The sequence below is a fragment of the Microbacterium sp. NPDC003461 genome (genome assembly GCF_053588335.1).
Genome location: NZ_JBSFPT010000001.1, coordinates 1 through 25,834 on the forward strand (window position 1 = coordinate 1; position 25,834 = coordinate 25,834).

The 25,834-nt window shown below is 72.9% G+C and carries 20 protein-coding genes and 1 pseudogene; 10 read left to right on the forward strand and 11 right to left on the reverse strand.

Features of this window, described 5'->3' with window-relative positions; all coding sequences use genetic code 11:
* Positions 1-141 precede the first annotated feature (141 nt).
* From ACWDR7_RS00005 to ACWDR7_RS00020, 4 genes and pseudogenes are all read left to right on the forward strand, one after another.
* Positions 142-1,036, forward strand: a protein-coding gene (locus ACWDR7_RS00005; RefSeq protein ID WP_449852893.1) for an IS5 family transposase whose coding sequence is annotated in 2 segments (ribosomal slippage) — positions 142-492 and positions 494-1,036 — 894 coding nt in all. Because the reading frame shifts where the segments join, the coding sequence is not laid out codon by codon here.
* Between the two features lie 123 nt (positions 1,037-1,159).
* A pseudogene (locus ACWDR7_RS00010) lies at positions 1,160-1,648 on the forward strand (HhH-GPD-type base excision DNA repair protein); the annotation flags it as partial.
* A 115-nt stretch (positions 1,649-1,763) separates the two neighbouring features.
* On the forward strand, positions 1,764-2,360 hold the full coding sequence (locus ACWDR7_RS00015; RefSeq protein ID WP_449852894.1) for a winged helix-turn-helix transcriptional regulator: 597 nt from the start codon (positions 1,764-1,766) through the stop codon (positions 2,358-2,360).
* Between the two features lie 52 nt (positions 2,361-2,412).
* Positions 2,413-2,991, forward strand: coding sequence for a hypothetical protein (locus ACWDR7_RS00020; protein WP_449852895.1), 579 nt, complete (start codon positions 2,413-2,415; stop codon positions 2,989-2,991).
* Positions 2,992-3,007: 16 nt separating this feature from the next.
* Here the strand turns inward: ACWDR7_RS00020 and ACWDR7_RS00025 are convergent, their stop codons facing one another.
* The 3 genes from ACWDR7_RS00025 to ACWDR7_RS00035 form a co-directional block, all read right to left on the reverse strand.
* Positions 3,008-3,661, reverse strand: a complete 654-nt coding sequence (locus tag ACWDR7_RS00025) for a GntR family transcriptional regulator (protein ID WP_449852896.1) — start codon at positions 3,659-3,661, stop codon at positions 3,008-3,010.
* 83 nt (positions 3,662-3,744) lie between these two features.
* Positions 3,745-5,130, reverse strand: a complete 1,386-nt coding sequence (locus tag ACWDR7_RS00030) for a glycine--tRNA ligase (RefSeq protein ID WP_449852897.1) — start codon at positions 5,128-5,130, stop codon at positions 3,745-3,747.
* Positions 5,131-5,208: 78 nt separating this feature from the next.
* A complete protein-coding gene (locus ACWDR7_RS00035) occupies positions 5,209-5,934 on the reverse strand; it encodes a YdeI/OmpD-associated family protein (protein WP_449852898.1) in 726 nt (241 codons plus the stop codon).
* Positions 5,935-6,008: 74 nt separating this feature from the next.
* Between ACWDR7_RS00035 and ACWDR7_RS00040 the strand changes: the two genes are divergently transcribed.
* A complete protein-coding gene (locus tag ACWDR7_RS00040; RefSeq protein WP_449852899.1) occupies positions 6,009-7,451 on the forward strand; it encodes an MFS transporter in 1,443 nt (480 codons plus the stop codon).
* Positions 7,452-7,502: 51 nt separating this feature from the next.
* Here ACWDR7_RS00040 and ACWDR7_RS00045 read toward each other — a convergent pair whose 3' ends face one another.
* The 3 genes from ACWDR7_RS00045 to ACWDR7_RS00055 all read right to left on the reverse strand — a co-directional run bounded on the left by ACWDR7_RS00045 (position 7,503) and on the right by ACWDR7_RS00055 (position 10,888).
* Positions 7,503-8,507, reverse strand: a complete 1,005-nt coding sequence (locus ACWDR7_RS00045) for a sugar phosphate isomerase/epimerase family protein (protein ID WP_449852900.1) — start codon at positions 8,505-8,507, stop codon at positions 7,503-7,505.
* Between the two features lie 37 nt (positions 8,508-8,544).
* Complete coding sequence (locus ACWDR7_RS00050; RefSeq protein ID WP_449853120.1) at positions 8,545-9,693, reverse strand: Gfo/Idh/MocA family protein; 1,149 nt, start codon at positions 9,691-9,693, stop codon at positions 8,545-8,547.
* 145 nt (positions 9,694-9,838) lie between these two features.
* Entirely contained in the window at positions 9,839-10,888 is a 1,050-nt protein-coding gene (locus ACWDR7_RS00055) for a substrate-binding domain-containing protein (RefSeq protein WP_449852901.1), read from the reverse strand.
* Between the two features lie 285 nt (positions 10,889-11,173).
* Between ACWDR7_RS00055 and ACWDR7_RS00060 the strand changes: the two genes are divergently transcribed.
* From ACWDR7_RS00060 to ACWDR7_RS00070, 3 genes are all read left to right on the forward strand, one after another.
* Positions 11,174-12,658 carry a sugar ABC transporter ATP-binding protein gene (locus tag ACWDR7_RS00060; protein WP_449853121.1) on the forward strand — a complete coding sequence of 495 codons (1,485 nt, stop codon included), beginning with the start codon at positions 11,174-11,176 and terminating at the stop codon, positions 12,656-12,658.
* Positions 12,655-13,692, forward strand: a complete 1,038-nt coding sequence (locus tag ACWDR7_RS00065; protein WP_449852902.1) for an ABC transporter permease — start codon at positions 12,655-12,657, stop codon at positions 13,690-13,692. Before ACWDR7_RS00060 ends, ACWDR7_RS00065 begins: the two co-directional genes overlap by 4 nt.
* Before the next feature lie 95 nt (positions 13,693-13,787).
* Positions 13,788-14,972, forward strand: coding sequence for an ROK family protein (locus ACWDR7_RS00070; protein WP_449852903.1), 1,185 nt, complete (start codon positions 13,788-13,790; stop codon positions 14,970-14,972).
* A 240-nt stretch (positions 14,973-15,212) separates the two neighbouring features.
* Here ACWDR7_RS00070 and aceB read toward each other — a convergent pair whose 3' ends face one another.
* Entirely contained in the window at positions 15,213-16,865 is a 1,653-nt protein-coding gene (aceB, locus tag ACWDR7_RS00075; protein WP_449852904.1) for a malate synthase A, read from the reverse strand.
* A gap of 52 nt (positions 16,866-16,917) precedes the next feature.
* A complete protein-coding gene (aceA, locus tag ACWDR7_RS00080; protein ID WP_449852905.1) occupies positions 16,918-18,213 on the reverse strand; it encodes an isocitrate lyase in 1,296 nt (431 codons plus the stop codon).
* 136 nt (positions 18,214-18,349) lie between these two features.
* On the opposite strand from aceA, the gene ACWDR7_RS00085 reads away from it, so the two are divergent.
* Positions 18,350-19,795 carry a helix-turn-helix domain-containing protein gene (locus ACWDR7_RS00085; RefSeq protein WP_449852906.1) on the forward strand — a complete coding sequence of 482 codons (1,446 nt, stop codon included), beginning with the start codon at positions 18,350-18,352 and terminating at the stop codon, positions 19,793-19,795.
* Positions 19,796-19,903: 108 nt separating this feature from the next.
* Here ACWDR7_RS00085 and ACWDR7_RS00090 read toward each other — a convergent pair whose 3' ends face one another.
* From ACWDR7_RS00090 to ACWDR7_RS00100, 3 genes are read right to left on the reverse strand one after another with little or no spacing between them, the layout of a single operon-like run.
* Positions 19,904-20,584 carry a GNAT family N-acetyltransferase gene (locus tag ACWDR7_RS00090; RefSeq protein WP_449852907.1) on the reverse strand — a complete coding sequence of 227 codons (681 nt, stop codon included), beginning with the start codon at positions 20,582-20,584 and terminating at the stop codon, positions 19,904-19,906.
* A gap of 49 nt (positions 20,585-20,633) precedes the next feature.
* Positions 20,634-21,242 carry a hypothetical protein gene (locus ACWDR7_RS00095; protein WP_449852908.1) on the reverse strand — a complete coding sequence of 203 codons (609 nt, stop codon included), beginning with the start codon at positions 21,240-21,242 and terminating at the stop codon, positions 20,634-20,636.
* Between the two features lie 22 nt (positions 21,243-21,264).
* Positions 21,265-22,227, reverse strand: a complete 963-nt coding sequence (locus ACWDR7_RS00100) for a LysR family transcriptional regulator (protein WP_449852909.1) — start codon at positions 22,225-22,227, stop codon at positions 21,265-21,267.
* A gap of 99 nt (positions 22,228-22,326) precedes the next feature.
* Here ACWDR7_RS00100 and ACWDR7_RS00105 point away from each other — a divergent pair, with 99 nt between their 5' ends.
* Positions 22,327-25,800, forward strand: coding sequence for a bifunctional proline dehydrogenase/L-glutamate gamma-semialdehyde dehydrogenase (locus ACWDR7_RS00105; RefSeq protein ID WP_449852910.1), 3,474 nt, complete (start codon positions 22,327-22,329; stop codon positions 25,798-25,800).
* Positions 25,801-25,834: the final 34 nt, after the last annotated feature.

Below are 25,834 nucleotides of genomic sequence, written 5' to 3' on the forward strand. Positions count from 1 at the left end.
CGACCCGCTTCGACGAACTCGCCATCACGTACCGCGCCGGCGTCACCCTCTGCGCCATCCTCACCTGGGTCCGACTATTGGGAGACACGCCCTAGGGCGTGTCTGACAAATAGTTCGGTGGCGTGCTGGGAGGCTGTGGTCGTGTCGCGGTTTCAGATGCTCTCGGATGCCCAGTGGTCGTTGATCGAGGAGATGCTGCCCCGTCCCACGGGGCGTAAGGGGCGGCCGTTCTCCGACGCCAGGCTGATGGTCGAGGGCATCATCTACCGGTATCGGTGCGGGATCGCGTGGCGAGATCTGCCGGAGGTGTTCGGGCCGTGGCAGACGGTGTGGACCTGGCATCACCGCATGGCCGTCGAGGGAACCTGGGACAAGGTGCTGGCCACGCTCACCGCCGCCGCGGACGAGGCGGGGCTGGTGGACTGGTCGCTGTCGGTGGACTCCACGATCGCCCGCGCGCACCAGCACGCGACGAACACGAAGCGCCTCACAGGGGGCTGGATCGAATTACACGAATCTTCGCGTCGAGCCGCTTGATCACGCGGTCGGCCGCTCCAGGGGTGGCCTGTCGACGAAGATCCATCAGCTCGTCGACGGCAACGGGCTGCCGCTGGTTGCGCTGCTGACTGCAGGGCAGGCCGGCGACTCGCCGATGTTCCTGCCGCTGATGGGACAGCTGCGCGTGGCCCGTCCGGTCGGTCGGCCCCGCACTCGCCCGGACGCGATCCGGGGCGATAAGGCGTACTCGTCCCGCGCGATCCGCGGGCACCTGCGCGCCCGCGGGATCAAGGCCGTGATCCCCGAGCCGTCCGATCAGCAAGGGCATCGCAAGCGCCGCGGGTCACGAGGCGGCCGCCCCGTCGGGCTCGATGCGGCCGACTACAAAGGCCGCAACGTCATCGAACGCCGCTACTGCCACATCAAGCAATGGCGAGGACTCGCCACCCGCTACGACAAACTCGCCGTCGTTTACCGCGCCGCCGTCATCCTCAACGCCGTCATCGCCTGGACCCGGCAATTGTCAGACACACCCTAGGTCAGGGTCGAACGCCCTGCCGCTGCCTTGCGGCTCGATGACCACCTGGGCCAACGCTCCCGTGGCCGATAGAGTCGGGCCATGAAGGCAGACCCCGCTGTAGGTGGTCAACGCACGCGCTGTGACCAGCAGGTCGCGATGGAGACCGCGTTCGCGGGGCCCGAGAAGATCCGGCAGCGGATCGGATCCGTCGACGCTGGCGCGATCGCCGCGTACGCCCCCGACGCCTTCGCCGAGGCGTTCGCGCAGTCGCCGGCCGTGCATCGCTTCCCCGGCTCGATGGCCGGGCGCGTGCAGGCCCTGTGCCGGGCGCTCGTCGACGACTGGGGCGGCGATGCCGCCGAGCTGTGGACGCGAGACGATCCCGACGGGCCGACCGTGCTCAAGCGACTCAAGGCGCTTCCCGGCTTCGGCGACCAGAAGGCGAGGATCTTCCTCGCGCTGCTGGGAAAGCAGTGCGGCTTCGCGGGCGAGGGCTGGCGCGAGGCGTCGGATCCGTACGGCGAGGAGGGATCGTTCCGCTCGGTCGCCGACATCGTGAGCCCGGAGTCGCTCACGAAGGTGCGCGAGCACAAGAAGGCGATGAAGGCCGCCGCCAAGCAGCAGCGCTGATCCGCGCGCCGGATCGGATGCCGGCAGGAGACTTGCGTACCTGGATGCAATATCGCAGACTTGCGCATGCAGGCTCAACTGCTCAAACGTGAGCCTCAGAGGGCAAGGGAGTCGGATGTTCGTCGTCACGGCCGATCAGCGCAACAGCCAGGAGGGCACCGACCTCGTGCCGGCCGCGCTCGACGCCATCGGGCGGATTGGCGCCGACGCGCTGCCGTTGCCGGCCGAGCGAACGGCCGGCGACGAGATCCAGGCTCTCGTGGACGACGGTGCCGTCGCGCTCTCCGTCGCCCTCGCGCTCACCCGCACCGGGCACTGGAGCGTGGGGATCGGCGTGGGCGCCGTGGAGACCCCGCTGCCCGAAGTGGTGCGCGCCGCGCGCGGCGCCGCTTTCCTGCACGCGCGCGAGGCCGTGGACGACGCGAAGGGCTCGCCCACCCGGCTCGCGCTCCGCGGCGCCGAACCCGAGGCGGCGGCCGACGCGGAAGCGCTGCTGCGGCTGCTCGTCGAGCTGCGCGATCGCCGCAGCGACGAGGGCTGGGAGGTGCACGACCTTCTCGCCGAGGGGCTGAGCCAGCGCGAGATCGCGCGCCGGCTCGGGATCACCGAGAGCGCGGTGAGCAGGCGCGTCCGCTCCGCCGCGCTGCGCACCGAAGAGGCCGCCGTGCCCGCACTCGCCCGGCTGCTGGCGCGGCTCGACGCGCTCGGGTGACCCGCCGCGGCCGGGCCCGGGTGCGTCGGAGCCACGTGGCACACTGAGCCGCATGGCCCTGCTCGACCTGCACGATGTCGTGATCGGCGCGATCCTCGTGACCGCGATGGCGGCCGCCCTCGTGCTCGTGCTCGTCCGGCGGCGCCGGCCGGCGTCGGGTCCGCTGCTCGCCGCCGCGATCCTCGTCGTGCTGTCGCTTCTCACGGTCGCGATCGTGCCGCTCGCCGTGCCTGTGGCGCTCGTCGCGGCGCTGGCGGTGCTGGCCACGGCCGTCGCGGTCCTCGGCGGCGACCCCGTCGCCCGCCGCGTGCTGGCGTTCGCCTCGGACGACGGCGTGCGCGAGGGACCGCACGGCGGCATCCTGCTGCGTGCGCCCGGCGGCGGCGGGCAGGGCGCGCCCGAGGTGATGCGCGGCGGCGTGACGATCGGGTACCTGGAGCGCACGGCCTCGGCGCTCGCCCTGATCGTCGGCTACCCCGAGGCGATCGCGGTGGTCGTGGCGATCAAGGGCATCGCGCGCTTCACCGAGCTCGGCTCACCGGAGGCGCGCGAGCGCTTCATCATCGGCACGCTCGCCAGCCTGAGCTGGGCCTGCCTCACGGCGGCGACGGTGCGCCTCGTGATCGCCTGAGCGGACGCGCGGCTGCTCAGGCGGGAGGGAAGACGGCGACGCCGTACCGCCGGCGGATGATCAGCTCGGCGCGGTCGCCGTCACGGTCGATCACGGCGCCGATCAGCTGCTGGTGCAGTTCGCGCACCTCGGGCGGCACCGCGGTCGGCAGGGTGCTGCTGTGCCGCATCACCCACCGCAGGGTGTGGAAGACGTCGCCGCGCAGCGCGATCAGGGCGTTGCCGCAGCAGGCGACGAAGTGCGCGGTGACGGCCGCGCCGGCCTCGATGAAGGCCTCGGCGTCGTCGACCTGCGCGCTCGCCTCCTCGAGCAGCTGGAGGGCGGTGGCGCGCTGCGCGTCGGTCATGCGCAGCACCGCCATGCGGGTCACCGCGCCGTAGAGGTACCCCGCGTGCTCCATCGTGTCGCGGATGCGCTCGGGGGTGATCTGCGCGACGCGTGTGTAGCGGCTCGCGGCCATCTCGACGAGGCCGGCGCGCTCCAGGCGCTGGATCGCCTCGCGCACGGGCATGCGCGAGACGCCGAGACGCTCGGCGAGCTGCTGGTCTCGTAGCGCCTCACCGGGGGCGAACTCCCCGCGCACGATCGCCTGGGCGAGGCGATCGAACACCATGTCGGACAGGCGGGGGGCGGACGAGAGCGCGATGGGCGCGACGGAATCGACGGGCATGAACAGTCCAGGGAGGGATTGGAGATCGGTCACGCGGTGCCTTTCGGGTCGGCGCCGCGCGCGCTGATCATACCCCCACGCGGTTACGCGCCGCTAAGCCTTTCCGTGAGAAATTCCCGGAGGCGCTCCAGCGGCACCCGCTCCTGCGCCATCGTGTCGCGGTCGCGCACCGTCACGGCGCGGTCCTCGAGCGAGTCGAAGTCGATCGTGACGCACAGCGGCGTGCCGATCTCGTCCTGGCGGCGGTAGCGGCGGCCGATGGCGCCCGCGTCGTCGAAGTCGACGTTCCACGTGCCGCGCAGGTCGTCCGCCACCTCGCGCGCGAGCGGCGAGAGGCGCTCGTTGCGGCTGAGCGGCAGCACCGCCACCTTGACGGGCGCGAGGCGCGGGTCGAGCTTGAGCACCGTGCGCACGTCGGTGCCGCCCTTCGCGTTCGGCACCTCCTCCTCGGCGTAGGCGTCGATGAGGAAGGCCATCATCGAGCGGGTCAGGCCGAAGGACGGCTCGATCACGTAGGGCACGTACTTCTCGCCCGAGGCCTGGTCGAAGAACGACAGGTTCGCGCCGGAGTGCTCGATGTGGTTGGACAGGTCGAAGTCGGTGCGGTTGGCCACGCCCATCAGCTCGCCCCAGCCCTTGCCGGGGAAGCCGAAGTCGTACTCCACATCGATCGTGCGGTCGGAGTAGTGCGCCCGCTCGCCGTCGGGGATGTCGAGCTTGCGCATGTGCGACGGGTCGATGCCGAGGTCGACGAACCAGTCCCAGCACGCGTCGACCCAGTGCTCGAACCACTCGGCGGCCTCGGCCGGCGGCACGAAGTACTCGATCTCCATCTGCTCGAACTCGCGCGTGCGGAAGATGAAGTTGCCCGGCGTGATCTCGTTGCGGAACGCCTTGCCCACCTGGCCGACGCCGAACGGCGGCTTCTTGCGCGCGGCGGTGACGACGTTGGCGAAGTTCACGAAGATGCCCTGCGCCGTCTCGGGGCGCAGGTAGTACAGGCCCGACTCGTCGTCGACGACGCCGAGGTAGGTCTTCACGAGGCCCGAGAACGAGCGGGGCTCGGTCCACTGGCCGCGCGTGCCGCAGTCGGGGCAGACGATGTCGGCCATGCCGTTCTCGGGAGCGCGGCCCTTCTTCTGCTCGTACGCCTCGATCAGGTGGTCCTCGCGGTGGCGCTTGTGGCACTGCAGGCACTCGACGAGCGGATCGGTGAACGTGGCGACGTGGCCCGACGCCTCCCACACCTTCGTCGGCAGGATGATGGACGAGTCGAGGCCGACCATGTCGCCGCGGCCGCGCACGAAGGTCTGCCACCACTGGCGGCGGATGTTCTCCTTGAGCTCCGTGCCGAGGGGGCCGTAGTCCCAAGCCGAGCGCGAGCCGCCGTAGATCTCTCCCGCCTGGAAGACGAACCCGCGGTGGCGGGCGAGGCTGATCACCTTGTCGAGGCGGGACTGTTCGGCCACGGTGGCTCCAATGGTCGGGGAGGAGAATCGGACGCCGCCTGGGGGCGGCGTGGAGCGGCACGGAGCCGCACGTCGATTCTAGTCTCGGCCGCCCGAGGCCTCGGCGCCGTCCGATGCCGCCGCCGCGGCGGCCGCCGCGGCACGCGGCAGCCACGCCGGAGGGCGTCCCGGTCGCTGCGGGGGGACGAGCCGCCCCGCCTCGCTGTCGGCCACGAGCTGGCGGGCGCGCCGCTCGCGCGTGGCCTCCTGCGCGGCCGACATGATCCAGTGCCGCACGGCCTTGCGATAGCCGGGCGCCGCCTCGGCGAGGAACGCCGTCGTGGCGGGCGAGGCCTCGACGATCCCCCGCAGGCGCGGGTCGAGCTCGGCCTCGCCGTTCTCGTGCGAGTAGACGCCGCTGCGGGCGGGAGCCCGGCGCTCGAAGGCCGCCAGGCCGGCCGGGTGCATCCGTCCCTCCGCCATCAGCCGCTCGACGTGCGCGATGTTGACCTTCGACCAGATGCTGCGCGGCTTGCGCGGCGTCCACCGCTGCCGCCGCCGGTCGTCGTCGATCGGCTGCGAGACGGAATCGATCCAGCCGAAGCACAGCGCCTCGAGCACGGCGTCGGCCCACGTGAGACCGCGATCCGGCACGTGCGCGCGCCGCACCTCCATCCACAGCTCCGGCGCGGTGTCGTGGTGCCGCTCGAGCCAGGCGCGGAACTCCGCGGCGTCGCGGAAGAACACCGCGGGCCGCTCCGGGCTGCCACCGGGAGTCCCGGGGCCAGGATCCGCGACCCCGGGATCTGCGCGCTTCTCGGACACGCCCTCAGCCTGCCACGGCCCTCCGACATCCCCGCCCGGCGCCGGTGTCCCTGGCCGCGGCTAGGGTGAAGGATGTGGCGGAACGGGACGAGAGACGGCGGCTCTCCCGCACCACACCCCGGTGGCTCACGGTCTTCGCGCTCGCGTTCACGGGACTCGTCTCGGCCTACATGTTCACGCTCGTCGTGCCGATCCAGTCCGAGCTGCCGCACCTGCTCGACGCCCCGCGCCCCGACACGGCCTGGGTCGTCACGATCACGCTGCTCGTCGCCGCGTGCGCCACGCCCATCTCGGGCCGCCTCGGCGACATGTACGGCAAGCGGCGCATCGTGCTCATCCTCATCGGCTTCCTCATCGCCGGCTCCGTCGTCGCCGCCCTCGCGCCGGGCATCGTCGGCGTGATCGTCGGCCGCGGCCTGCAGGGCGCGGCCACGGGCGTCGTGCCGCTCGGCATCGCGATCATGCGCGACGTGCTGCCGCCGGCGCGGCTCGGCACGGCCGTGGCGCTCATGAGCGCGACGATGGGCGTCGGCGGCTCGGTCGGCATGCCCGTGAGCGCCTGGGTCGTCGAGAACCTGAGCCGGCACGCGCTGTTCTGGATCGCCGGGGGCCTCGGCGTCGTCGCGTACGCGCTCGTGCACCTGTTCGTGCCGCCGAGCGTGCTGCGCGCACCCGGGCGGTTCGACGTCGCCGGCGTGATCGGGCTCACGGCGGGCCTGAGCGGCATCCTGCTGGCCGTCTCGCGCGGGCCGGACTGGGGCTGGACCTCGCCCGCCACGCTGCTGTGCGGCATCGGCGGCGTCGCGGTGCTGCTCGTGTGGGGCTGGTATCAGCTGCGCACGCGCGAGCCGCTGCTGGACCTGCGCGTCGCGGCGCGCCCTTCGGTGCTGTTCACGAACCTCGCCGCGATCTGCATGGGGTTCGCGCTGTTCGGGTGGAACGTCACGCTGCCGCAGATGCTCGAACTGCCGCCCGAGACGGGGTCGGGCTTCGGCCTGGGCGTGTTCGAGACCGCGCTCGTCGTCATGCCGTCGGGCCTGCTCATGATGCTCATCTCGCCCCTGTCGGGCTGGCTCGAGCGCACGATCGGACCGCGGATCATGCTCTCGGCGGGCGTCGGCTTCGTCGCCCTGTCGTACGTGTACCTGCTGCTGTGGTCCGACAGCGTGTGGCACCTGTTCACGGCCAACCTCATCGTCGGCGTGGGCATCGGCCTCAGCTTCGCCGCGATGCCGATGCTCATCATGCGCTCGGTCCCCGCCGACGAGACCGGCGCCTCCAACGGCATCAACGCCCTCGCCCGCTCGCTCGGCACCTCCACGGCATCGACCGTGATGGCGGCCGTGCTCGCCTCGATGGTCGCGCAGCACGAGGGCGTGGCCGTGCCGACCGCCCTCTCATATATGCGCACACACATACGAGATGGCGCAAGGGCGGAGTTGCAGTGGTCACTTCATCTCCGGCCGCTCCGCGGCCTCCGTTCAGCAACCGGCGCGGTCGCACCCATCGGTTGCTGAACGGAGCGGCGAAGCCGCGGAGATGAAGCGACCACCTGAAGCCGCGCGCGATCAGCGCGTGGAGAAGGCGGAGTCGAAGGCCGCGGCCGACGGCTCGTATGACGACATGCGCCGCACGAACGCCAGCGCCTCGGGCGCGCCGACGAGCCGGTCCATGCCGGCGTCCTCCCACTCGACCGAGAGCGGGCCGGCGTAGCCGATCGCGTTGAGCATGCGGAAGGCGTCCTCCCACGGCACGTCGCCGTGGCCGGTCGAGATGAAGTCCCAGCCGCGGCGCGGGTCCGCCCACGGCAGGTGCGACGACAGCCGGCCGTTGCGCCCGTTGGTCATGCGCTTCTTCGTGTCCTTGCAGTGCACGTGGTAGATCCGGTCCTGGAAGTCCCACAGGAACGCGACGGGGTCGAGGTCCTGCCACACCATGTGGGAGGGGTCCCAGTTGAGTCCGAACGCCTCGCGGTGGCCGATCGCCTCGAGCGCGCGCTTCGTGGTCCAGTAGTCGTAGGCGATCTCGGACGGGTGCACCTCGTGCGCGAAGCGGACGCCCACCTCGTCGAAGACGTCGAGGATCGGGTTCCACCGGTCGGCGAAGTCCCGGTACCCGGCGTCGACCATCTCGTCGGTGGCGGGCGGGAACATCGCCACGTACTTCCAGATGGACGAGCCGGTGAAGCCCGTGACCGTCTTCACGCCGAGCGCGGCGGCCAGGCGCGCGGTGTTCTTCAGCTCCTCGGCGGCGCGCTGCCGCACCCCCTCCGGGTCGCCGTCGCCCCACAGCTCATCCGACACGATGGCGCGGTGGCGCTCGTCGATCGGGTCGTCGCACACCACCTGACCCTTCAGGTGATTCGAGATCGTGAACACCTTCAGGCCGTTGCGCTCGAGGATGTCGAGCCGCCCCTGCACGTAGGCGTCGTCGTCCCAGCGGTTCGGATCGAGGTGGTCGCCCCAGCACGCGATCTCGAGGCCGTCGTACCCCCACTCGCCCGCGAGCCGCGCCACCTCCTCGAACGGCAGATCGGCCCACTGGCCGGTGAACAGCGTGATCGGTCGCGCCATCGCTCCCTCTCCCTCTCTCTCGGTCGTCCTCGACCGCTCAGTCCTGGTCCACCGCGGTCCACACCGCGTCGTTCTCCGCGCTGCGCTCGACGGCGTCGAGCACCCGCTGCACCTGCAGCCCCTCGGCGAAGCCCGGCTCGGGGTCGGCCCCGCGCGCGATCGCCTCGACGAGGTCCTTCACCTGGTGGCTGAACCCGTGCTCGTACCCGAGCATGTGCCCCGTGGGCCACCATCCCTCGAGGTACGGGTGGCCGGGCTCGGTCACGACGATGCGCGTGAAGCCCTGCTCGGTCTCCGGGGCCGTGCGGTCGTACAGCCACAGCACGTTGAGGTCCTCGAGGTCGAACGCGATCGCGCCGCGCTCGCCCGACACCTCGATGCGCAGCTCGTTCTTGCGCCCCGTCGCGAACCGCGTCGCCTCGAAGCTCGCGAGCACGCCGGAGTCGAGCCGGCCCGTGAAGATCGCCACGTCGTCGACGGTAACCTCGCCCAGCTCGTCGCCGCCGACGCCGGCGATCCCCGCGCGCTCCGTCTCGACCGGGCGCTGCCGCACGATCGTGTCGAGCACCCCCGTGACCCGCTCGACGCGCTGCCCCGTCACGAACTGCACGAGGTCGACGGCGTGGGCGCCGATGTCGCCCAGCGCGCCCGATCCGGCCTGATCCTTGCGCAGCCGCCACGACAGCGGCGCGCTCGGATCGACGAGCCAGTCCTGCCGGTACGAGGCCCGCACCTGCCGGATCGCGCCGATCCGCCCCGCCGCGACGAGGTCGCGGGCGTGCGTGAGTGCGGGCACGCGCCGATAGGTGAAGCCGAGCATCGCCCGCACGCCCCGCTCCCGCGCCGCTTCGGCCGCGCGGGCCATGGTCTCGGCCTCGGCCACGGTGTTGGCCAGCGGCTTCTCGCACAGCACGTGCTTGCCCGCCTCGAGCGCCGCGATCGCGATCTCGGCGTGCGAGTGCCCCGGCGTGACGATGTCGACCACGTCGATGTCGTCGCGCGCGACGACCTCCCGCCAGTCGGTCGCCGCCTCGGCCCAGCCCCATCTGCTCCGGGCGGACTCGACCGCCGCGGCGTCGCGCCCGACGATCACCGCCAGCTCCACGCCCCTCGGCAGGTCGTACACGCGCGGCGCTGTGCGCCACGCCTGGGAGTGCGCGGCCCCCATGAAGCCGTAGCCGATCATGGCGACCCGCAGCGCGCCCGTCTCCTTCATCTTCGTTCCTCCTCGTCTCGTCGCCGCGTCGTGCGGGCGCAGGGCGAATCAGCGCCGCCCCGCGCCGGGTGGCGCCCCTCCCCCGTCGCGCGGGGCGGGAGGGAGGGGCGCACCGTCACGACTCGAAGGCGAGGTCGATGTAATCGGCGACGTTGTCCTTCGTCACGACCGGCGCGTCGAGGACGATCCGGTTCGGCACGCTGGGCGTGATGAGGTCGCTCATCGTCTTCTCCTGCGCGACGAGACGCGCGAGCGCGATGCCGTCGGCCGCCTGCGTGGACGGGTAGATGACCGTGGCCTTGATGACGCTGTCGTCGGCCTCGATCCGATCCATCATGTTGACGCTGCCGGCGCCGCCGACGAGGAAGAACTCGTCGCGACCGGCCGACTCGATGGCCGCGAGCACGCCCACGCCCTGGTCGTCGTCGTGGTTCCAGACGGCGTCGAGCTCGGGGTTGGCCGACAGCAGCTGCGACGCCGCCGTCTCGCCGCCCGCGACGGTGAAGTCGGCCGCCACGCGCGGACCGACCTCGAGGCCGCACTCCTCCAGGCCGTCCGAGAAGCCCTGCGAGCGGTCCTGCGTGAGCGGCAGCGAGTCGATGCCGGCGATCTCGCCGATGATGGCGTCGCTCTGCCCGCCGAGCTCCTCGCAGATGTAGCGGCCCGCGCTCACGCCCATGCCGTAGTTGTCGCCGAGGATCGTCGCGCGCGAGGCGGCCGGATCCGAGAACTCCCGGTCGACGTTGATGACGGGGATGCCCGCCTCCATCGCGCTGATGGCGACCTGCGTGAGCGCCGCGCCGTCGGTCGGCAGCAGCACGATCGCGTCCACGCCGTCGTTGATGAACTGCTCGACGGCGGCGATCTGCGCGGTGGCGTCGTTGGTGCCCTCCGCCTGCCGCAGCTCGACGTCGCCGAACCGCTCGGCGGCGGCGAGGGCGCCCGAGTTGATGGCGCCCAGCCAGCCGTGATCGGCCTCCGGCCCCGACCAGCCGATGACGACGGTGTCGCCCTCCTCGGCGTTCTCGTCGGCGCTCGTGCCCTGGTTCACCGGGTCCTCGCCCTCCGTGCCGTCGCTCGTGCAGCCGGCCAGCAGGCCGATGGCCGCGACGGCGGCGGCGCCGTAGGCGGCCGTCCGCATTGCGCGCTTGCGCAGTGTCCGCATGATTCCTCCTTGAATGTGATGCAGATGTGCCGTGCGCCGCGAACCTCCTGAGCCCCCGGGACCGCCCGCGCCGACGTCGACACGGTAACAGGTCGGATCCGCCGTGTACAGCTTTTGTCTGATCCGCGTCAGAAGTGCTCTTCCGCGCGCTGACGCGCGTCGCGGCCGCACGAGCAGCCTTCCGCGCCGGGGGCGCTCGGCCCGAAGCGCACCCTCGCGCTTTGCGGGACGGCGTGTTATGTTCTCGGCGTGATCAAAGATGACCACCAGCCGTCATTACTGTCGATGCGCGGCGTCACCAAGTCCTTCGGGCCCGTCCGGGCGCTCCGCGGCGTCGACCTCGACGTGCGCGCCGGCGAGGTCCACTGCCTGCTGGGCCAGAACGGCGCGGGCAAGTCGACGCTCATCAAGACGCTCGCCGGCGTGCACCAGCCGGACGAGGGCGAGATCCGCTGGAACGGCGAGCCGGCGACGATCGCCACGCCCGAGGCGGCGCTCGAGCTCGGCATCGCCACGATGTATCAGGAGCTCGACGTCGTCGACGACCTCACGATCGCCGAGAACATCTTCCTCGGGCACGAGCTCGCCCGCGGCGGCTTCCTGCGCCGCGCCGACGCCGCCCGCGAGACGCGCGCGCTGCTGGCGCGCCTCGGCCACTCGTCGCTCTCGCCGCACACCGAGGTGCGCGAGCTGAGCGCCGCCGAGAAGCAGATCGTGAGCATGGCCCGCGCGCTCTCGCACGACATCCGCCTCATCGTCATGGACGAGCCCTCCGCCGTGCTCGACTCGGGCGAGGTGCGCAACCTCTTCGGCGTCATCCGCGAGCTCACCGCCCAGGGCATCGCCGTCATCTACATCACGCACCGCCTCGAGGAGATCCGCGAGATCGGCGACCGGATCACCGTGCTGAAGGACGGCGCGACCACCGCCAGCGACCTCACGGTCGCCGACACCCCCACGCCCGACCTCATCCGGCACATGACCGGCCGCACGGTCGAGAACGTCTTCCCGATCCGCCCGCCCGTGCCCGAGGCGTCCCCGGCGCTGCTCGAGGTCGAGGGCCTGGGGCTCGACGGCGAGTTCGACGACGTCTCGTTCACGGTGCGGGCGGGCGAGGTCGTGGGCCTCGCCGGACTCGTCGGATCGGGCCGCTCCGAGATCCTCGAGACCGTCTTCGGCGCCCGCCGCTCCAGCCGCGGCACCGTCCGCGTCGCGGGGAAGACGCTGCCGCGCGGCTCCGTCACCGCGGCCGTCGCAGCGGGCATGGGCCTGAGCCCCGAGGAGCGCAAGTCGCAGGGGCTCGTGCTCGACGAGCCCGTGTTCCGCAACATCACGCTGTCGTCGTTCGCGCGCGAGGCCCGCGGCGGCTGGCTGCGCGAGGACGCGGAGCGGCGCATCGCCGTCGAGCAGATCGCGGCCATGGAGCTGCGCCCCTCCGATCCGGATGCGCCGGCCCGCGCGCTCTCCGGCGGCAATCAGCAGAAGATCCTGCTGGCCCGCTGGCTCGTGCACGGCAGCCGCGTGCTGCTGCTGGACGAGCCGACGCGCGGCGTCGACGTGGGCGCCCGCGCCGAGATCTACGGGCTGATCCGCGATCTCGCGGCCGCCGGCAACGCGATCGTGATCGTCTCCAGCGAGATCGAGGAGGTCCTCGGACTCGCCGACACCGTGCTCGTCATCGGCGACGGGCGCGTCCTCACCACCGTGCCCGCCTCCGAGATTGACGAGCACGGCGTGCTCGATCTCGTCATGAAAGGAACCGCCGCGTGAGCGCGCAGACCACGACCGGCCCCGCCGGCAACCGCACCGACGCCCCCCGCTCGGCCGAGCGGGCGCAGCCCCCGCTCGCCCGCCGCCTCTTCTCGGGCGCGATGGGCCGCAACCTCGGGCTCGTCCTCGCGCTGCTGGCCATCGTCGCCGTGGGCGCCGCGACCGCGTTCGACAGCTTCATGACCTTCGACAACGCGCTCGTCATCCTGCGGCAGGCGTCGATCATCGGCGTCGTGAGCATCGGCATGACGTTCGTCATCATCGCCGGCGGCATCGACCTGTCCGTCGGCGCCGTGACGGCCCTGGCCTCGGTGGTGGCGACGATCGCCGTCGTGCAGGACGTCGTCGAGAGCACGCACTGGATCGTGACGGTCGTCATCGCGCTGCTCGTGGGCCTGGGCGCCGGCCTCATCAACGGCGTCGTCGTCTCCTACGGCAAGGTCGCCGCCTTCATGGCGACCCTCGCGATGCTCGTCGGCGCGCGCGGCCTGGCCGAGATCCTCGCCGGCAACCGCACGCTCGTCGTCTCGGACCGCGACTTCCTGCGCGCCATGAACGTCGACCTGCTGGGCGTGGACCTGCTCATCTGGATCTTCGCGATCGTGGCGATCGGCGGCTGGCTGCTGCTCAACCGCACGACGTTCGGCCGCCGCACCGTCGCGATCGGCGGCAACCGCGAGGCCGCGCGCCTGGCCGGCATCCCCGTCAAGCGCCACACCGTGTGGCTCTACGCGATCACCGGCGTGTGCGCGGGCATCGCGGCGCTCATGTACCTGGGCCGCACCACGGCAGGCACCTCGACGCACGGCACGCTCATGGAGCTCGACGCCATCGCCGCCGTCGTCGTCGGCGGCACCCTGCTGGCCGGCGGCCGCGGCACCATCACCGGCACCGTCTTCGGCGTGCTCATCTTCGCCACCCTCAGCAACGTGTTCGTGCAGAACAACATGTCGTCCTCGCTGCAGGCGGTCGCCAAGGGCGTCATCATCGTCGTTGCCGTGCTGCTGCAGCAGCGCTTCGCGGTGCGCAGGTGAGGCGCACCTCGCGGGCTTCCGCCGACCCGCGGGCATAGGATGATGCGGTTCCGTCGAAAGTGGCGGCACGGGCGAGAGACGGATCGAGAGTGAGCATGGCGGACTCCGCGACAGGGCGCGCCGACATCCGGCAGCTGTTCCAGCTGCTGCGCGACGGCGCCCCGCGCACGCGCGCGGAGCTGGCGAAGTCGACGGGGCTGGCGCGCTCGACCGTCACGGGCCGGGTGGACGAGCTCATGCGCCTGGGACTCATCACCCCCGTGGGCGAGGGCGCCTCCACGGGAGGACGGCCGCCGTCGCAGTTCGCCCTCAACCCCCGCGCGAGGGTGGTGATCGCCGCCGATCTGGGCGCGTCGCACGCCACCGTCGCCGTCGCCGACCTGTCGGGCGAGCTGCTGGACGAGCACTCCGAGCCGCTGCCGATCGACCGCGGGCCCGAGCACGTGCTGGCGTGGGTGGTCGACGGCGCCGACACCCTGCTGGAGCGGATCGGCCGCGGCCGCTCCGACGTCGCCGCGATCGGCATCGGCCTGCCCGGCCCCGTGGAGCACTCGACGGGTCAGCCGGTGAACCCGCCCATCATGCCCGGCTGGGACCGCTTCGACGTGCCCGGCTGGATGCGCGAGCACCTCGACGTGCCGGTGCTCGTCGACAACGACGTGAACATCAGCGCCCTCGGCGAGCGCGCGCTGGCCTGGCCCGGCTACGACCACTTCATGTTCGTGAAGGTGGCCACGGGCATCGGCGCGGGCATCATCTCACACGGCCTGCTGCAGCGCGGCGCGCAGGGCACCGCGGGCGACATCGGCCACGTGCGCGCGGCGCGCGACGTGGACGTGCCGTGCCGCTGCGGCAACAGCGGCTGCCTCGAGGCGCTCGCCTCCGGTCCCGCGCTGGCCCGCACCCTGAGCGCGCAGGGCATCGAGGCCCGCACGGGCGGCGACGTCGTGCGGCTCGTCAAGAGCGGCAACCTCGAGGCGATCCAGGCGGTGCGGCAGGCGGGGCGCGACATCGGCGAGGTGCTGACGACGGCCGTGAGCCTCATCAACCCCTCGGTCATCGCGATCGGCGGATCGATGTCGCGCGTCGGCGAGCACCTCATCGCCGGGGTGCGCGAGATCGTCTACACCCGCTCCGCCCCGCTGGCCACCGAGCACCTCGCGATCGTGCAGTCGGCCGCCGCCGAGCGGGCCGCCGTGCGCGGCGCCGCGATCCTCGCCGTCGAGCACGCGCTCTCGCCCGAGGGCCTGGCGCACGCCTTCGCCCCCGCCCGCGCGTAGGCCGCGCGCCCGCCCGAGGGGACTTGCGGAGGTCGCTTCATCTGCGCTCGCTCCGCTCGCTCCGTTCAGCAACCGGCAGGCTGCACCCATCGGTTGCGCCCATCGGTTGCGGAGGTCGCTTCATCTGCGCTCGCTCCGCTCGCTCCGTTCAGCAACCGGGAGGCTGCACCCATCGGTTGCTGAACGGAGCGCCGCAGGCGCGGAGATGAAGCGACCACCGCAACCAGCGCCCGCCGCGCGTCAGGCCGTCTCGACGAGGTGCCTGGCGTACGCCCGCGTCGTGAGGAACGGCGTGAAGGTGGGGCTCAGCGCCACGTCGCGGAACACCTCGGCCGCCTCGTCGAAGCGGTCGCCCTCGCGGCGCTCGAGGCCCGCGAGCACGTCGTCCACGACCCCCGCGACGTGCTCGCGCGTGATGAGCGTGCCCTCGGCGGTGGACTGATCCTGGTGGATCCACTGCCAGATCTGCGAGCGCGAGATCTCGGCGGTCGCGGCGTCCTCCATGAGGTTGTTGATGGCCACGGCGCCCTGGCCGCGCAGCCACGCCTCGAGGTAGCGGATGGCCACCTCGACGTTCTCGCGCACGCCGCGATCGGTGATCGGCCGGCCGATGTGCAGCGACAGCAGGTGCCGCTCGCTCACGTGCACGTCGTCGCGCTGCCGGTCGAGCTGGTGCGGCCGGTCACCGAGGACGGCGTCGAACTCGGCCTGCGCCACGGGGATGAGGTCGGGGTGCGCCACCCACGTGCCGTCGAAGCCGTCGGCGGCCTCGCGGCGCTTGTCGGCGGCGACCTTCTGCAGCGCGTTGGCGTTCACCTCGGCGTCGCGCCGGCTGGGGATGAAGGCGCTCATGCCGCCGATCGCGTAGGCGCCGCGCTTGTGGCAGGTCTTCACGAGTAGCTCGGTGTAGGCGCGCATGAAGCCCACCGTCATCGTGACCTCGTTGCGGTCGGGCAGCACGAAGCGCGATCCGCGGCCGCGGTACGTCTTGATGATCGAGAAGATGTAGTCCCAGCGCCCCGCGTTCAGCCCCGCGCAGTGGTCGCGCAGCTCGTACAGGATCTCCTCCATCTGGAACGCTGCCGGCAGCGTCTCGATGAGCACGGTCGCGCGGATCGTGCCGTGCGGGATCGCGAGGAACTGCTCCGTGAAGGTGAACACCTGATCCCACAGCCGCGCCTCCTCGGCCGATTCGAGCTTGGGCAGGTAGAAGTACGGCCCGCGCCCGCGGGCGATGAGCTCGCGCGCGTTGTGGAACGCGTAGAGCCCGAAGTCGACGAGCGATCCCGACGCGGCCATCGTGCGGCCGTGGCGGTCGGTGAAGTGCAGGTGGTGCTCCTCGAGGTGCCAGCCGCGCGGGCGCATCACGATCGTGGGCGTGCGCTCGGCGGTGACCGCGTAGTGCTTGCCCTCGGGAGAGGTGTGCTCGAGGCGCCCGCGGATCGCGTCGAACAGCGACAGCTGCCCGCCGATGACGTTCGCCCAGGTGGGGCTCGTGGCGTCCTCCTGGTCGGCCAGCCACACCCTAGCGCCCGAGTTGAGCGCGTTGATCGTCATGCGCGGGTCGGTGGGGCCGGTGATCTCGACGCGGCGGTCCTCGAGCCCGGGGCCGGCGCCGGCGACGCGCCAGTCGGGGTTCTCGCGGATGCGGCGCGTGTCCTCGCGGAAGCGCGGGTCGCGACCCAGGCCCACCTCGTAGCCGTGCCGCATGCGGTCGGCCAGGCGGTCGTAGCGCGCGCCGGCGAACAGCTCGTGCAGCTGCGCGAGGAAGGCCAGCGCCTCGGGCGTGAGGATCTCGGCGTAGCGCGGCCGCATCGGGCCGACCACGCGGATCGTGGGGTGGATGGTCTCGTGCGTGCGCTCGGTGCCGGGCGCGGGGGCGATGATCGTCATGATGTCCCTCCAGGGGATCGGTTCGTGCCGTGGGGCGGATGGCTCCGCCGGATCAGTGGAACTGCTCGGCCTCGGTGGAGCCGGCGAGCGCGAGGGTCGACGCGTCGGGGTTGAGGGCGGTCGACACCCGGTCGAAGTAGCCGGTGCCGGCCTCGCGCTGGTGGCGCGTGGCCGTGTAGCCCTGGGCCTCGGCGGCGAACTCGGCGTTCTGCAGCTCGACGTACGCCGTCATGGCGCTCTCGGCGTAGCCGCGCGCGAGCTGGAACATCGAGTGGTTCAGGGCATGGAAGCCGGCGAGGGTGATGAACTGGAAGCGGTAGCCGAGCTCCGCCAGCTCCGCCTGGAACGACGCGATCTGCCGGTCGTCGAGGGCGGCCGACCAGTTGAAGCTCGGCGAGCAGTTGTAGGCGAGCATCTTGCCGGGGTGCTCGGCGTGCACCGCGGCGGCGAACTCGCGCGCGAGCTCGATGTCGGGCGTGCCCGTCTCGACCCACAGCAGGTCGGCGTACGGCGCGTACGCCAGGCCGCGCGCGATGACCGGGTCGATGCCGTTCCGCACCCGGTAGAACCCCTCGCTCGTGCGCTCGCCCGTGACGAACGGGCGGTCGCGCTCGTCCACGTCGCTCGTGAGCAGATCCGCCGCGAGCGCGTCGGTGCGGGCGATCTGGATCGTCGGCACGCCGGCGACGTCGGCGGCGAGGCGCGCGGCGTTGAGGGTGCGGATGTGCTGGCTCGTGGGCACGAGCACCTTGCCGCCCAGGTGGCCGCACTTCTTCTCGCTGGCCAGCTGGTCCTCCCAGTGGATGCCCGCGGCGCCGGCCTGGATCATGGCGTGCGCGAGCTCGTAGGCGTTGAGCGGGCCGCCGAAGCCGGCCTCGGCGTCGGCGACGATCGGCGCCATCCAGTCGCGCGTGACCTCGCCCTCCGCGAACTCGAGCTGGTGCTGGCGCAGCAGCGCGTTGTTGATGCGGCGCACGACAGCCGGCACCGAGTTGGCGGGGTAGAGCGACTGATCCGGGTAGGTCTGCCCGGCGAGGTTCGCGTCGGCGGCCACCTGCCAGCCCGACAGGTAGATGGCCTTCAGCCCCGCGCGCACCTGCTGCACGGCCTGGTTGCCCGTGAGCGCGCCGAGCGCGCGCACGTACTCGTCGCCGCGCAGGTGCCGCCACAGCGTCTCGGCGCCGCGGTGGGCGAGCGTGGCGTCCTCGCGGATCGCGCCGCGCAGGCGGATGACGTCCTCGGCCGTGTACGTGCGCTCGATGCCGCTCCAGCGGGGGTTCGCGTCCCACTCCAGCTGGAGCTCCTCGGCGGTCTGGGTCCGGTCTCCCGGAAGGGCGGTGGTGGTCATGTCGGTCTCCTTCGTCCGTGCGGTGCGGCACCGCGTGAGACCACGATGTGTGAAGATCCACCGCCGCGGAGAGGATTGACCCGCAGAACTATTCCGGTTCTTCTGCCGGGCGGAACTTTGTGGCAGGATCGGCGCCATGGCCCTCGACGACGAGACCGGTGCCGACGCGATCGCGGTCGGCCGCCGCATCCGCGCGCTGCGCACGGAGCGCGGCATCCGCCTGGCCGAGCTGGCCGAGCGCGTGAGGCGCGCGCCCAGCCAGCTGTCGATGATCGAGAACGGCCGGCGCGAGCCCCGGCTGTCGATGCTGCGGGCCATCGCGCAGGCGCTCGACGTGCCCGTCGACGCGCTGCTCGAGCCGGACGAGCTCGACGAGCGCAGCCGCATGGAGGTGGCGCTCGAGCGCGAGCTGCGTTCGACGCGGTTCCGCGCGCTCGGGATCGAGCCGTTCCGCATCCCGAAGGGCATGCCGGACGAGGCCCTGCGGGCGATCCTGCGGCTGGCGGGCGAGATCGACCGGCTGAAGGACGAGCGCCAGGCCACGCCCGAGGAGGCGCGGCGGGCCAACAGCGAGCTGCGGGCCCTCATGCGCTCGCAGGACAACCACTTCCCGCACCTCGAGCGCACGGCGAGCGAGCTGCTCGAGGCGATCGGGCACCCCGGCGGGCCGCTCACGCAGCGCGCGGCGAGCGCGATCGCGGCGCACCTGGGGTTCACGCTGCACTACGTGGCCGACCTGCCCTCATCCACCCGCAGCGTGCTCGACCTCAAGCACCGGCGGCTCTACCTGCCGAACCGGGTCTCGGGCGATCCGCGCGCGCCGATCCTGCAGGCGCTCGCCAGCCGCGTGCTGGGGCACGCGGAGCCGTCGAGCTACGGCGAGTTCCTGCGCCAGCGCGTGGAGCAGAACTACCTTGCCGGCGCCCTGCTCATCCCCGAGGAGGGTGCGGTGGCGGCGCTACGGGAGGCGAAGGAGCGCCGCGCGATCTCGATCGAGGATCTGCGCGACGCGTACTCGGTGTCGTACGAGACCGCCGCCCACCGCTTCAGCAATCTCGCCACGCGCCACCTCGACATCCCCGTGCACTTCCTCAAGGTGCACGAGTCGGGCACCATCACGAAGGCGTACGAGAACGACGACGTCAACTTCCCCGCCGACCGGCTCGGCGCCATCGAGGGGCAGCTGTGCTGCCGGCACTGGACGAGCCGGGTGATCTTCGACGTGGAGGACCACTTCAACCCGTACTACCAGTACACCGACACGGGCAACGGCACGTACTGGTGCACGGCACGCGTGGAGCACTCCAGCCAGGGCGCGCACTCGGTGAGCGTGGGCGTGCGCTTCGACGACACCAAGTGGTTCGCCGGGCGCGACACCCCGAACCGCCGCGTCTCGCGCCACGCGGTCGAGACGTGCTGCCGCCGCCCGCCCGAGGAGCTCGCGGGCCGTTGGCGCGACGGCGCCTGGCCCAACGTCGCCACGCCCCGCACCCTGCTCGCGACCCTCCCCACGGGATCGTTCCCGGGCGTGGACACGACCGACGTGTACGAGTTCCTGGACGCTCACGCGCCCAGGAACTGACGTGCGGTGTCATCTGCGCGCTCCGCGCGCGGCGGCGCTGCCGCGCCGCGGGACGCTCACGCGCCCAGGAACTGACGTGCAGGCGCTCGGTTCGACGAGGGGTCGGGGTCAGGCGCGGGTGAAGAGGTAGCCGCGCTTGGGGTCGAAGCCGCCGATGGTGAGGCCGCGGGTGGTGAGGACGCCCATCTCGCGGCGCACGCGCATGCGCCACTCGTGCGCCTCGCGCGGGTCCTCCTCGCGCATCCGCTCCACGTCGTCCGGGATCTCGAGGGTCGCCTCGATCCGATCCTCCGCGGGGGTCTGCGCGAAGTCGGCGAGCGCCCACTTCACGTCGAGGCGGTCGCTCTCGTCGCCCGCGTCGCCGCCGCCGAAGATGCCGTACTGGTTCACCGCGTAGCCCGTCACGCGCGCGCCGAGCACCGTGAGGTAGAAATGCGCGTTGCGCGAGATGAGCGGATCGAACGTCCAGGTGATGTTGCCGACCTCGTGCGCGAGGGCCCACTGGCGCTGGTGCTCCTTGAGCTCGCGGCCCCAGCCGCGGCCGCGGAACTCGGGCAGCAGCGCCGTGATGTGCGAGTGCATCGAGCGCGAGGCCGGGGTGCCGAAGAACGCCACCGAGGCGCCCACCATGCGGCCGTCGTCGAAGTAGCCGGTGACGTAGTTGCCCGACTGCTGCAGCGCGCGCATGGTGCCGGCGTCGATCACCCTCTCGGGGCCGCGGATGGCGTCGAAGATGCCCTGCGCCTCCAGGATGAGCTCGACGGTGTCCAGGTCGCGGATCTCACGCATGTGTTCCAGCGTATGCTCTCGCGGGCCGCGCCTCGCACCGGGGCGGCCGTCAGCGGCGCGACGCGGCCCCGCGCCGGACCGCCTCCGCCCGGCGCTCCCGGCGCACGGCCGCCCGCAGCTCGCGCCGCTCGCGGCGGCGCGCCTCGGCCCGCCAGGCGGGAACGGCCACGACGAGGTACAGGGCGGCAGCGGCCAGGATCATCGCGGCCCAGCCGCCGAACATGACCGGCGGCTGGTCGGCGAACTGCCCGACGCCCGCGGCGATCATGCCCGCGGCGAAGAGCAGCCCCAGCACGCCCGCGCCGCGGCGGATCGCGCGCGCGATCATCCAGCCGGCGGCGGCGATCGGTCCGACGATCGAGGCCCCGGCGAGCACGAACGAGACGGTCACGAGCAGGCCGAGGCCCGTCGCGGTGCCGATCGCGATGCCGGCGGCGGCGAGCACGAGGCCGCCGGCGAGAGCGATCGTGAGCCACATCGCGGCATGCCGCGGCGGCGCGACGCGCTGCGGGCGCGCGGCCCGGCGGGCGCGGCGCGCGTCGCGGCGCTGGGCACGGCGCGCGGCGCGCTCGGGGCGGCGGTCGGGACGCTCCGCTCGGTCATCGCGCGGCGGGACGTCGGTGCGGGAGGACTCCGGAGTCGGCGTGGTACTGCGCATGCGAACAGCACAGCAAGCGTCGCTATGACGTCGCTGAAGAGTCCTCGGCGGGCGCGTCCACGAGGGCGCGCGAGAGCGCGGGGGCGTGGTCGTGGCGCAGCTCGGCGAACGCGGTCCGCAGCGCGCCGCGCGCCGCCTGCACGGCGGGCGAGGCGTGGGCCGAGGTGCGCGCCGAGGTGTAGATCTCGCGGTGCGGCGATCCGGGCAGGTCCACGAGGCGCACGCGGGCGTCGTCCTCGGCGATCGCGAGGTCGGGGATCAGGCCGACGGCGTGCCCGGCCTGGATGAGCCGGATGTGCGCGAGCAGGTCGGCGGCGGCGTAGCGCACGTCGGGCTCGAAGCCGGCGGCCCGGCACTGCTGCACGGCCCACGCGCGGGCGGCGGTGCCCTCCGGCTCCATCACCCACGCCGCGTCGCGCGCCTCCGCGAGCGAGGCGAGGTGGCTGCCCGGCGCCGCGGCGAGGCGGATCGGATCGGCGCCGAGGAGTTCGCGATCGAGCCCCTCGCGGTGCGGGCGGGTGTGTCCCGGGTACTGCTCGGCGATCGCCAGGTCGTAGCCGCGCGCCTCGACCTCGAACAGCCCGGCCTCGGGCGGCACGACGGCGACCTCGACGCGCAGGCCGGGTCGCTCGGCGGCGAGGATCTCGAGCGCGCGCGGCACGAGGGCGCGCGCCGCGGTCTGCAGCGCGGCGATCCGGACCGTCCCGACGCTGGGCGCGAGGGCGTCGAGATCGGCGCGCACTTCCTCCTCGAGGGCGAGCACGCGGGCCGCGTGGGCGGCCACCGCCTCGCCATGGGGCGTGAGCCGCACCCGCCGCCCGTCGGGCTGCAGCAGCGGCACGCCCACCTCGCGCTCCAGCTGCGCGAGCTGCTGCGACACGGTCGACGGGCTGTAGCTCAGGGCGGCCGCGACGGCGGCGATCGTGCCGCGCAGCTGCAGCTCGCGCAGCAGCTGCAGGCGCCGCGTGCTCCAGGCCTCCGTCACCATTCGATGGTATCGAACGGTTTCCTTCGAAACGGGTCGCTTTTGTCGAACTGTCTCGGGCCGCACACTGGTACGCGCCCCACCCGAGAAAGGCCCCGCATGACCATCGACTCGCCCGCCGCCCCGCAGCCCGCCGCCCCCGATCCGTCCGGCATCGACCCCGCGCTGGCGGACGAGGCCATCGCGCTCGTGCGCACCTGGCTCGAGGCGGCCCGCGGCGAGCGCGTCGACGCCGCCGCCCGCAACCTGGCCGGCGTGCTGCGCGATCCGAACGGCCTGGCGTTCACGGTCGGCTTCGTCGACGGCGTCGTGCGCCCCGAGGACACGCGCGTGGCGGCGCGCAACCTCACCCAGCTCGTCCCCCTCATCCCGTCGTTCCTGCCCGCCCCGCTGCGCGGCCTCATCCGCCTGGGCGCGGCGTTCGCGCCGATCCTGCCGGGCGTCGTCGTGCCGGCCAGCCGCGCCGTGCTGCAGCGCATGGTGCGCCACCTCATCGTCGACGCCCGCGACGAGAAGCTGGGCGCCGCCCTCGCGCGCATCCGCGGCGAGGGCACGCGCCTGAACGTGAACCTGCTGGGCGAGGCGATCCTGGGCCGCCGCGAGGCCGAGCGGCGCCTGGCCGGCACGCGCCGGCTGCTCGAGCGCGACGACGTCGACTACGTGTCGATCAAGGTCTCGTCGACCGTCGCGCCGCACAGCCCGTGGGCCTTCGACGAGGCGGTGCGCGACGCGGTCGATGCCCTGCTGCCGCTGTACGAGGTCGCGCGCGAGCGCGGCACCTTCATCAACCTCGACATGGAGGAGTACAAGGACCTCGACCTCACGCTCGCGGTCTTCACCTCGATCCTGTCGCGGCCCGAGTTCCTCGAGCAGGAGGCCGGCATCGTGCTGCAGGCGTACCTGCCCGACGCGCTCGGGGCGATGATGCGCCTGCAGGAGTGGGCCGCCGAGCGCGTCTCGCGCGGCGGCGCGCCCATCAAGGTGCGCGTCGTGAAGGGCGCGAACCTGCCGATGGAGCAGGTCGACGCCGAGACGCACGGCTGGCCGCTGGCCACCTGGCAGAGCAAGCAGCACAGCGACGCGTCGTACAAGGCGGTGCTGGACTACGCGCTCACGGCCGAGCGCGTGCGCAGCGTGCGGATCGGCGTGGCCGGGCACAACCTCTTCGACATCGCGCTCGCGTGGCTGCTGGCCCGCCGCCGCGGCGCCGAGGCGGGCGTGGAGTTCGAGATGCTGCTGGGCATGGCCACCGCGCAGGCGGCCGTCGTGCGCCGCGAGGTGGGCTCGCTGCTGCTGTACACGCCCGTCGTGCACCCCGACGAGTTCGACGTGGCGATCGCGTACCTGATCCGCCGGCTCGAGGAGGGCGCGAGCCCCGAGAACTTCATGTCGGCCGTGTTCGACCTCGACACCGACCCGGCGCTGTTCGAGCGCGAGAAGCAGCGCTTCCTCGCCTCGATCGAGCTCATGCCGCGCGAGGTGCCCGCCCCCAACCGCGTGCAGGATCGCCGCGAGCCGCAGCCGGCCGGACCGCGCGACGGCTTCGCGAACACGCCCGACACCGACCCGAGCCTCGCTGCCAACCGCGAGTGGGCGGCCGGCATCCGCTCCCGGATGGAGGGATCGACCCTCGGCGCCGACACGCTCGCGGCGCACACCGTGACCGACGCCGCCGCGCTCGACGCGATCGTCGAGGGCGCCGCGGGGGCGGGCGCCGCGTGGCGCGAGCTCGGGGCACAGGCCCGCGCCGCGATCCTGCACCGCGCCGGCGACGTGCTCGAGGCCCACCGCGCCGAGCTGCTGGAGGTCATGGGATCGGAGACCGGGAAGGTCATCGAGCAGGGCGACCCCGAGGTCTCGGAGGCGATCGACTTCGCGCACTACTACGCCGAGAGCGCCGAGCGGCTCGCCGACGTCGACGGCGCCGCGTTCGAGCCCGTCGGCCTCACGGTCGTGACCCCGCCGTGGAACTTCCCCGTCGCGATCCCCGCCGGATCCACCCTCGCCGCCCTCGCCGCCGGCTCGCCCGTGATCCTCAAGCCGGCCCCGAACGCCGCGCGCTGCGGCGCCGTGCTGGCCGAGGCGCTGTGGGAGGCCGGCGTGCCGCGCGACGTGCTGCGGCTCGTGCACGTGGACGAGAGCGAGCTGGGCTCGCGCCTCATCGCACACGAGCGGGTCGAGCGCGTCATCCTCACCGGTGCGTACGAGACGGCCGAGCTGTTCCGCTCGCTGCGGCGCGACCTGCCGCTGCTGGCCGAGACGAGCGGCAAGAACGCGGTCATCGTCACGCCGAGCGCCGACCTCGACCTCGCGGCCAAGGACGTGGCCTACTCGGCCTTCGGGCACGCGGGCCAGAAGTGCTCGGCCGCGTCGCTCGTCGTGCTCGTCGGATCCGTCGCGAAGAGCGAGCGGTTCCGGCGCCAGCTGCTCGACGCCGTCGACGGCTACACGGTCGGCATGCCGTGGCAGGCCGAATCGCGCGTGGGCCCCCTCATCGAGCCGGCCTCGGGCAAGCTGCTGCGCGCCCTGACGCAGCTCGAGCCCGGCCAGTCGTGGCTGCGCGAGCCGGAGCGGCTCGACGAGGCCGGCGCGCTGTGGCGGCCCGGCATCCGCGACGGCGTGCGACCGGGCAGCGAGTTCCACCGCACGGAGTACTTCGGCCCGGTGCTCGGGATCATGACGGCCGAGACGCTCGACGAGGCGATCGAGATCGTGAACGCCGTCGAGTACGGCCTCACGTCGGGCCTGCACGCGCTCGACCCCGACGAGATCGCCACGTGGCTGGATCGCGTGGAGGCGGGCAACGCGTACGTCAACCGCGCCACGACCGGCGCGATCGTGCAGCGCCAGCCGTTCGGCGGCTGGAAGAAGTCGGCCATCGGCGCGGGCACGAAGGCCGGCGGCCCGAGCTACCTGTTCGGGCTCGGCACGTGGCGCGACGCGCCCGTGCGCGCGGGCGGGGCCGATCTCGACCCGGCCGCGCGGCGCGCCGTCGCCGCGGTGGCCGAGGCGGGCGCGGACTCGGCGCAGGACGCCGCCTGGCTCACCGCCGCGCTGGGCACCGACATCGCGGCCGTGGCCGACGAGTTCGGTCTGGCGCGCGACGTGCAGGGGCTACAGCTGGAGCAGAACGTGCTGCGCTACCTGCCGGTGCCGGTCACGGTGCGCGCCGAGGGCGGCCGCGCCGCCGAGCTCGTGCGCGTCGTCGCGGCCGGCCTGCGCGCCGGATCGCCCGTGGCGGTGAGCGCGGCCGCGGAGCCCCCGGCGGGCGTGCGCGCCTACCTCGCGGCCTCCGGCGTGGAGCTCGCGGTCGAGTCGGGCGAGGCGTGGGCGGCGCGCGCCGCCGCGCTCGCGTCGACGGGCGGCCGCATCCGCCTCATCGGCGGATCGGCGGCGGCGGTGTGCGAGGCCACGGGCGGCGCGCCGAACGTCGCGGTCTACGACGGCCCCGTCGTCTCGGCCGGCCGCGTGGAGCTGCTGCCGTTCCTGCGCGAGCAGGCCGTCTCGATCACGGCGCACCGGTTCGGCAACCCGCGCCGGTACGAGGTCCCGGCCGGCATCGCCGGCGCCTGAGACGGTCCCGGGCGCCGGCGGGACGGCCGCGCGC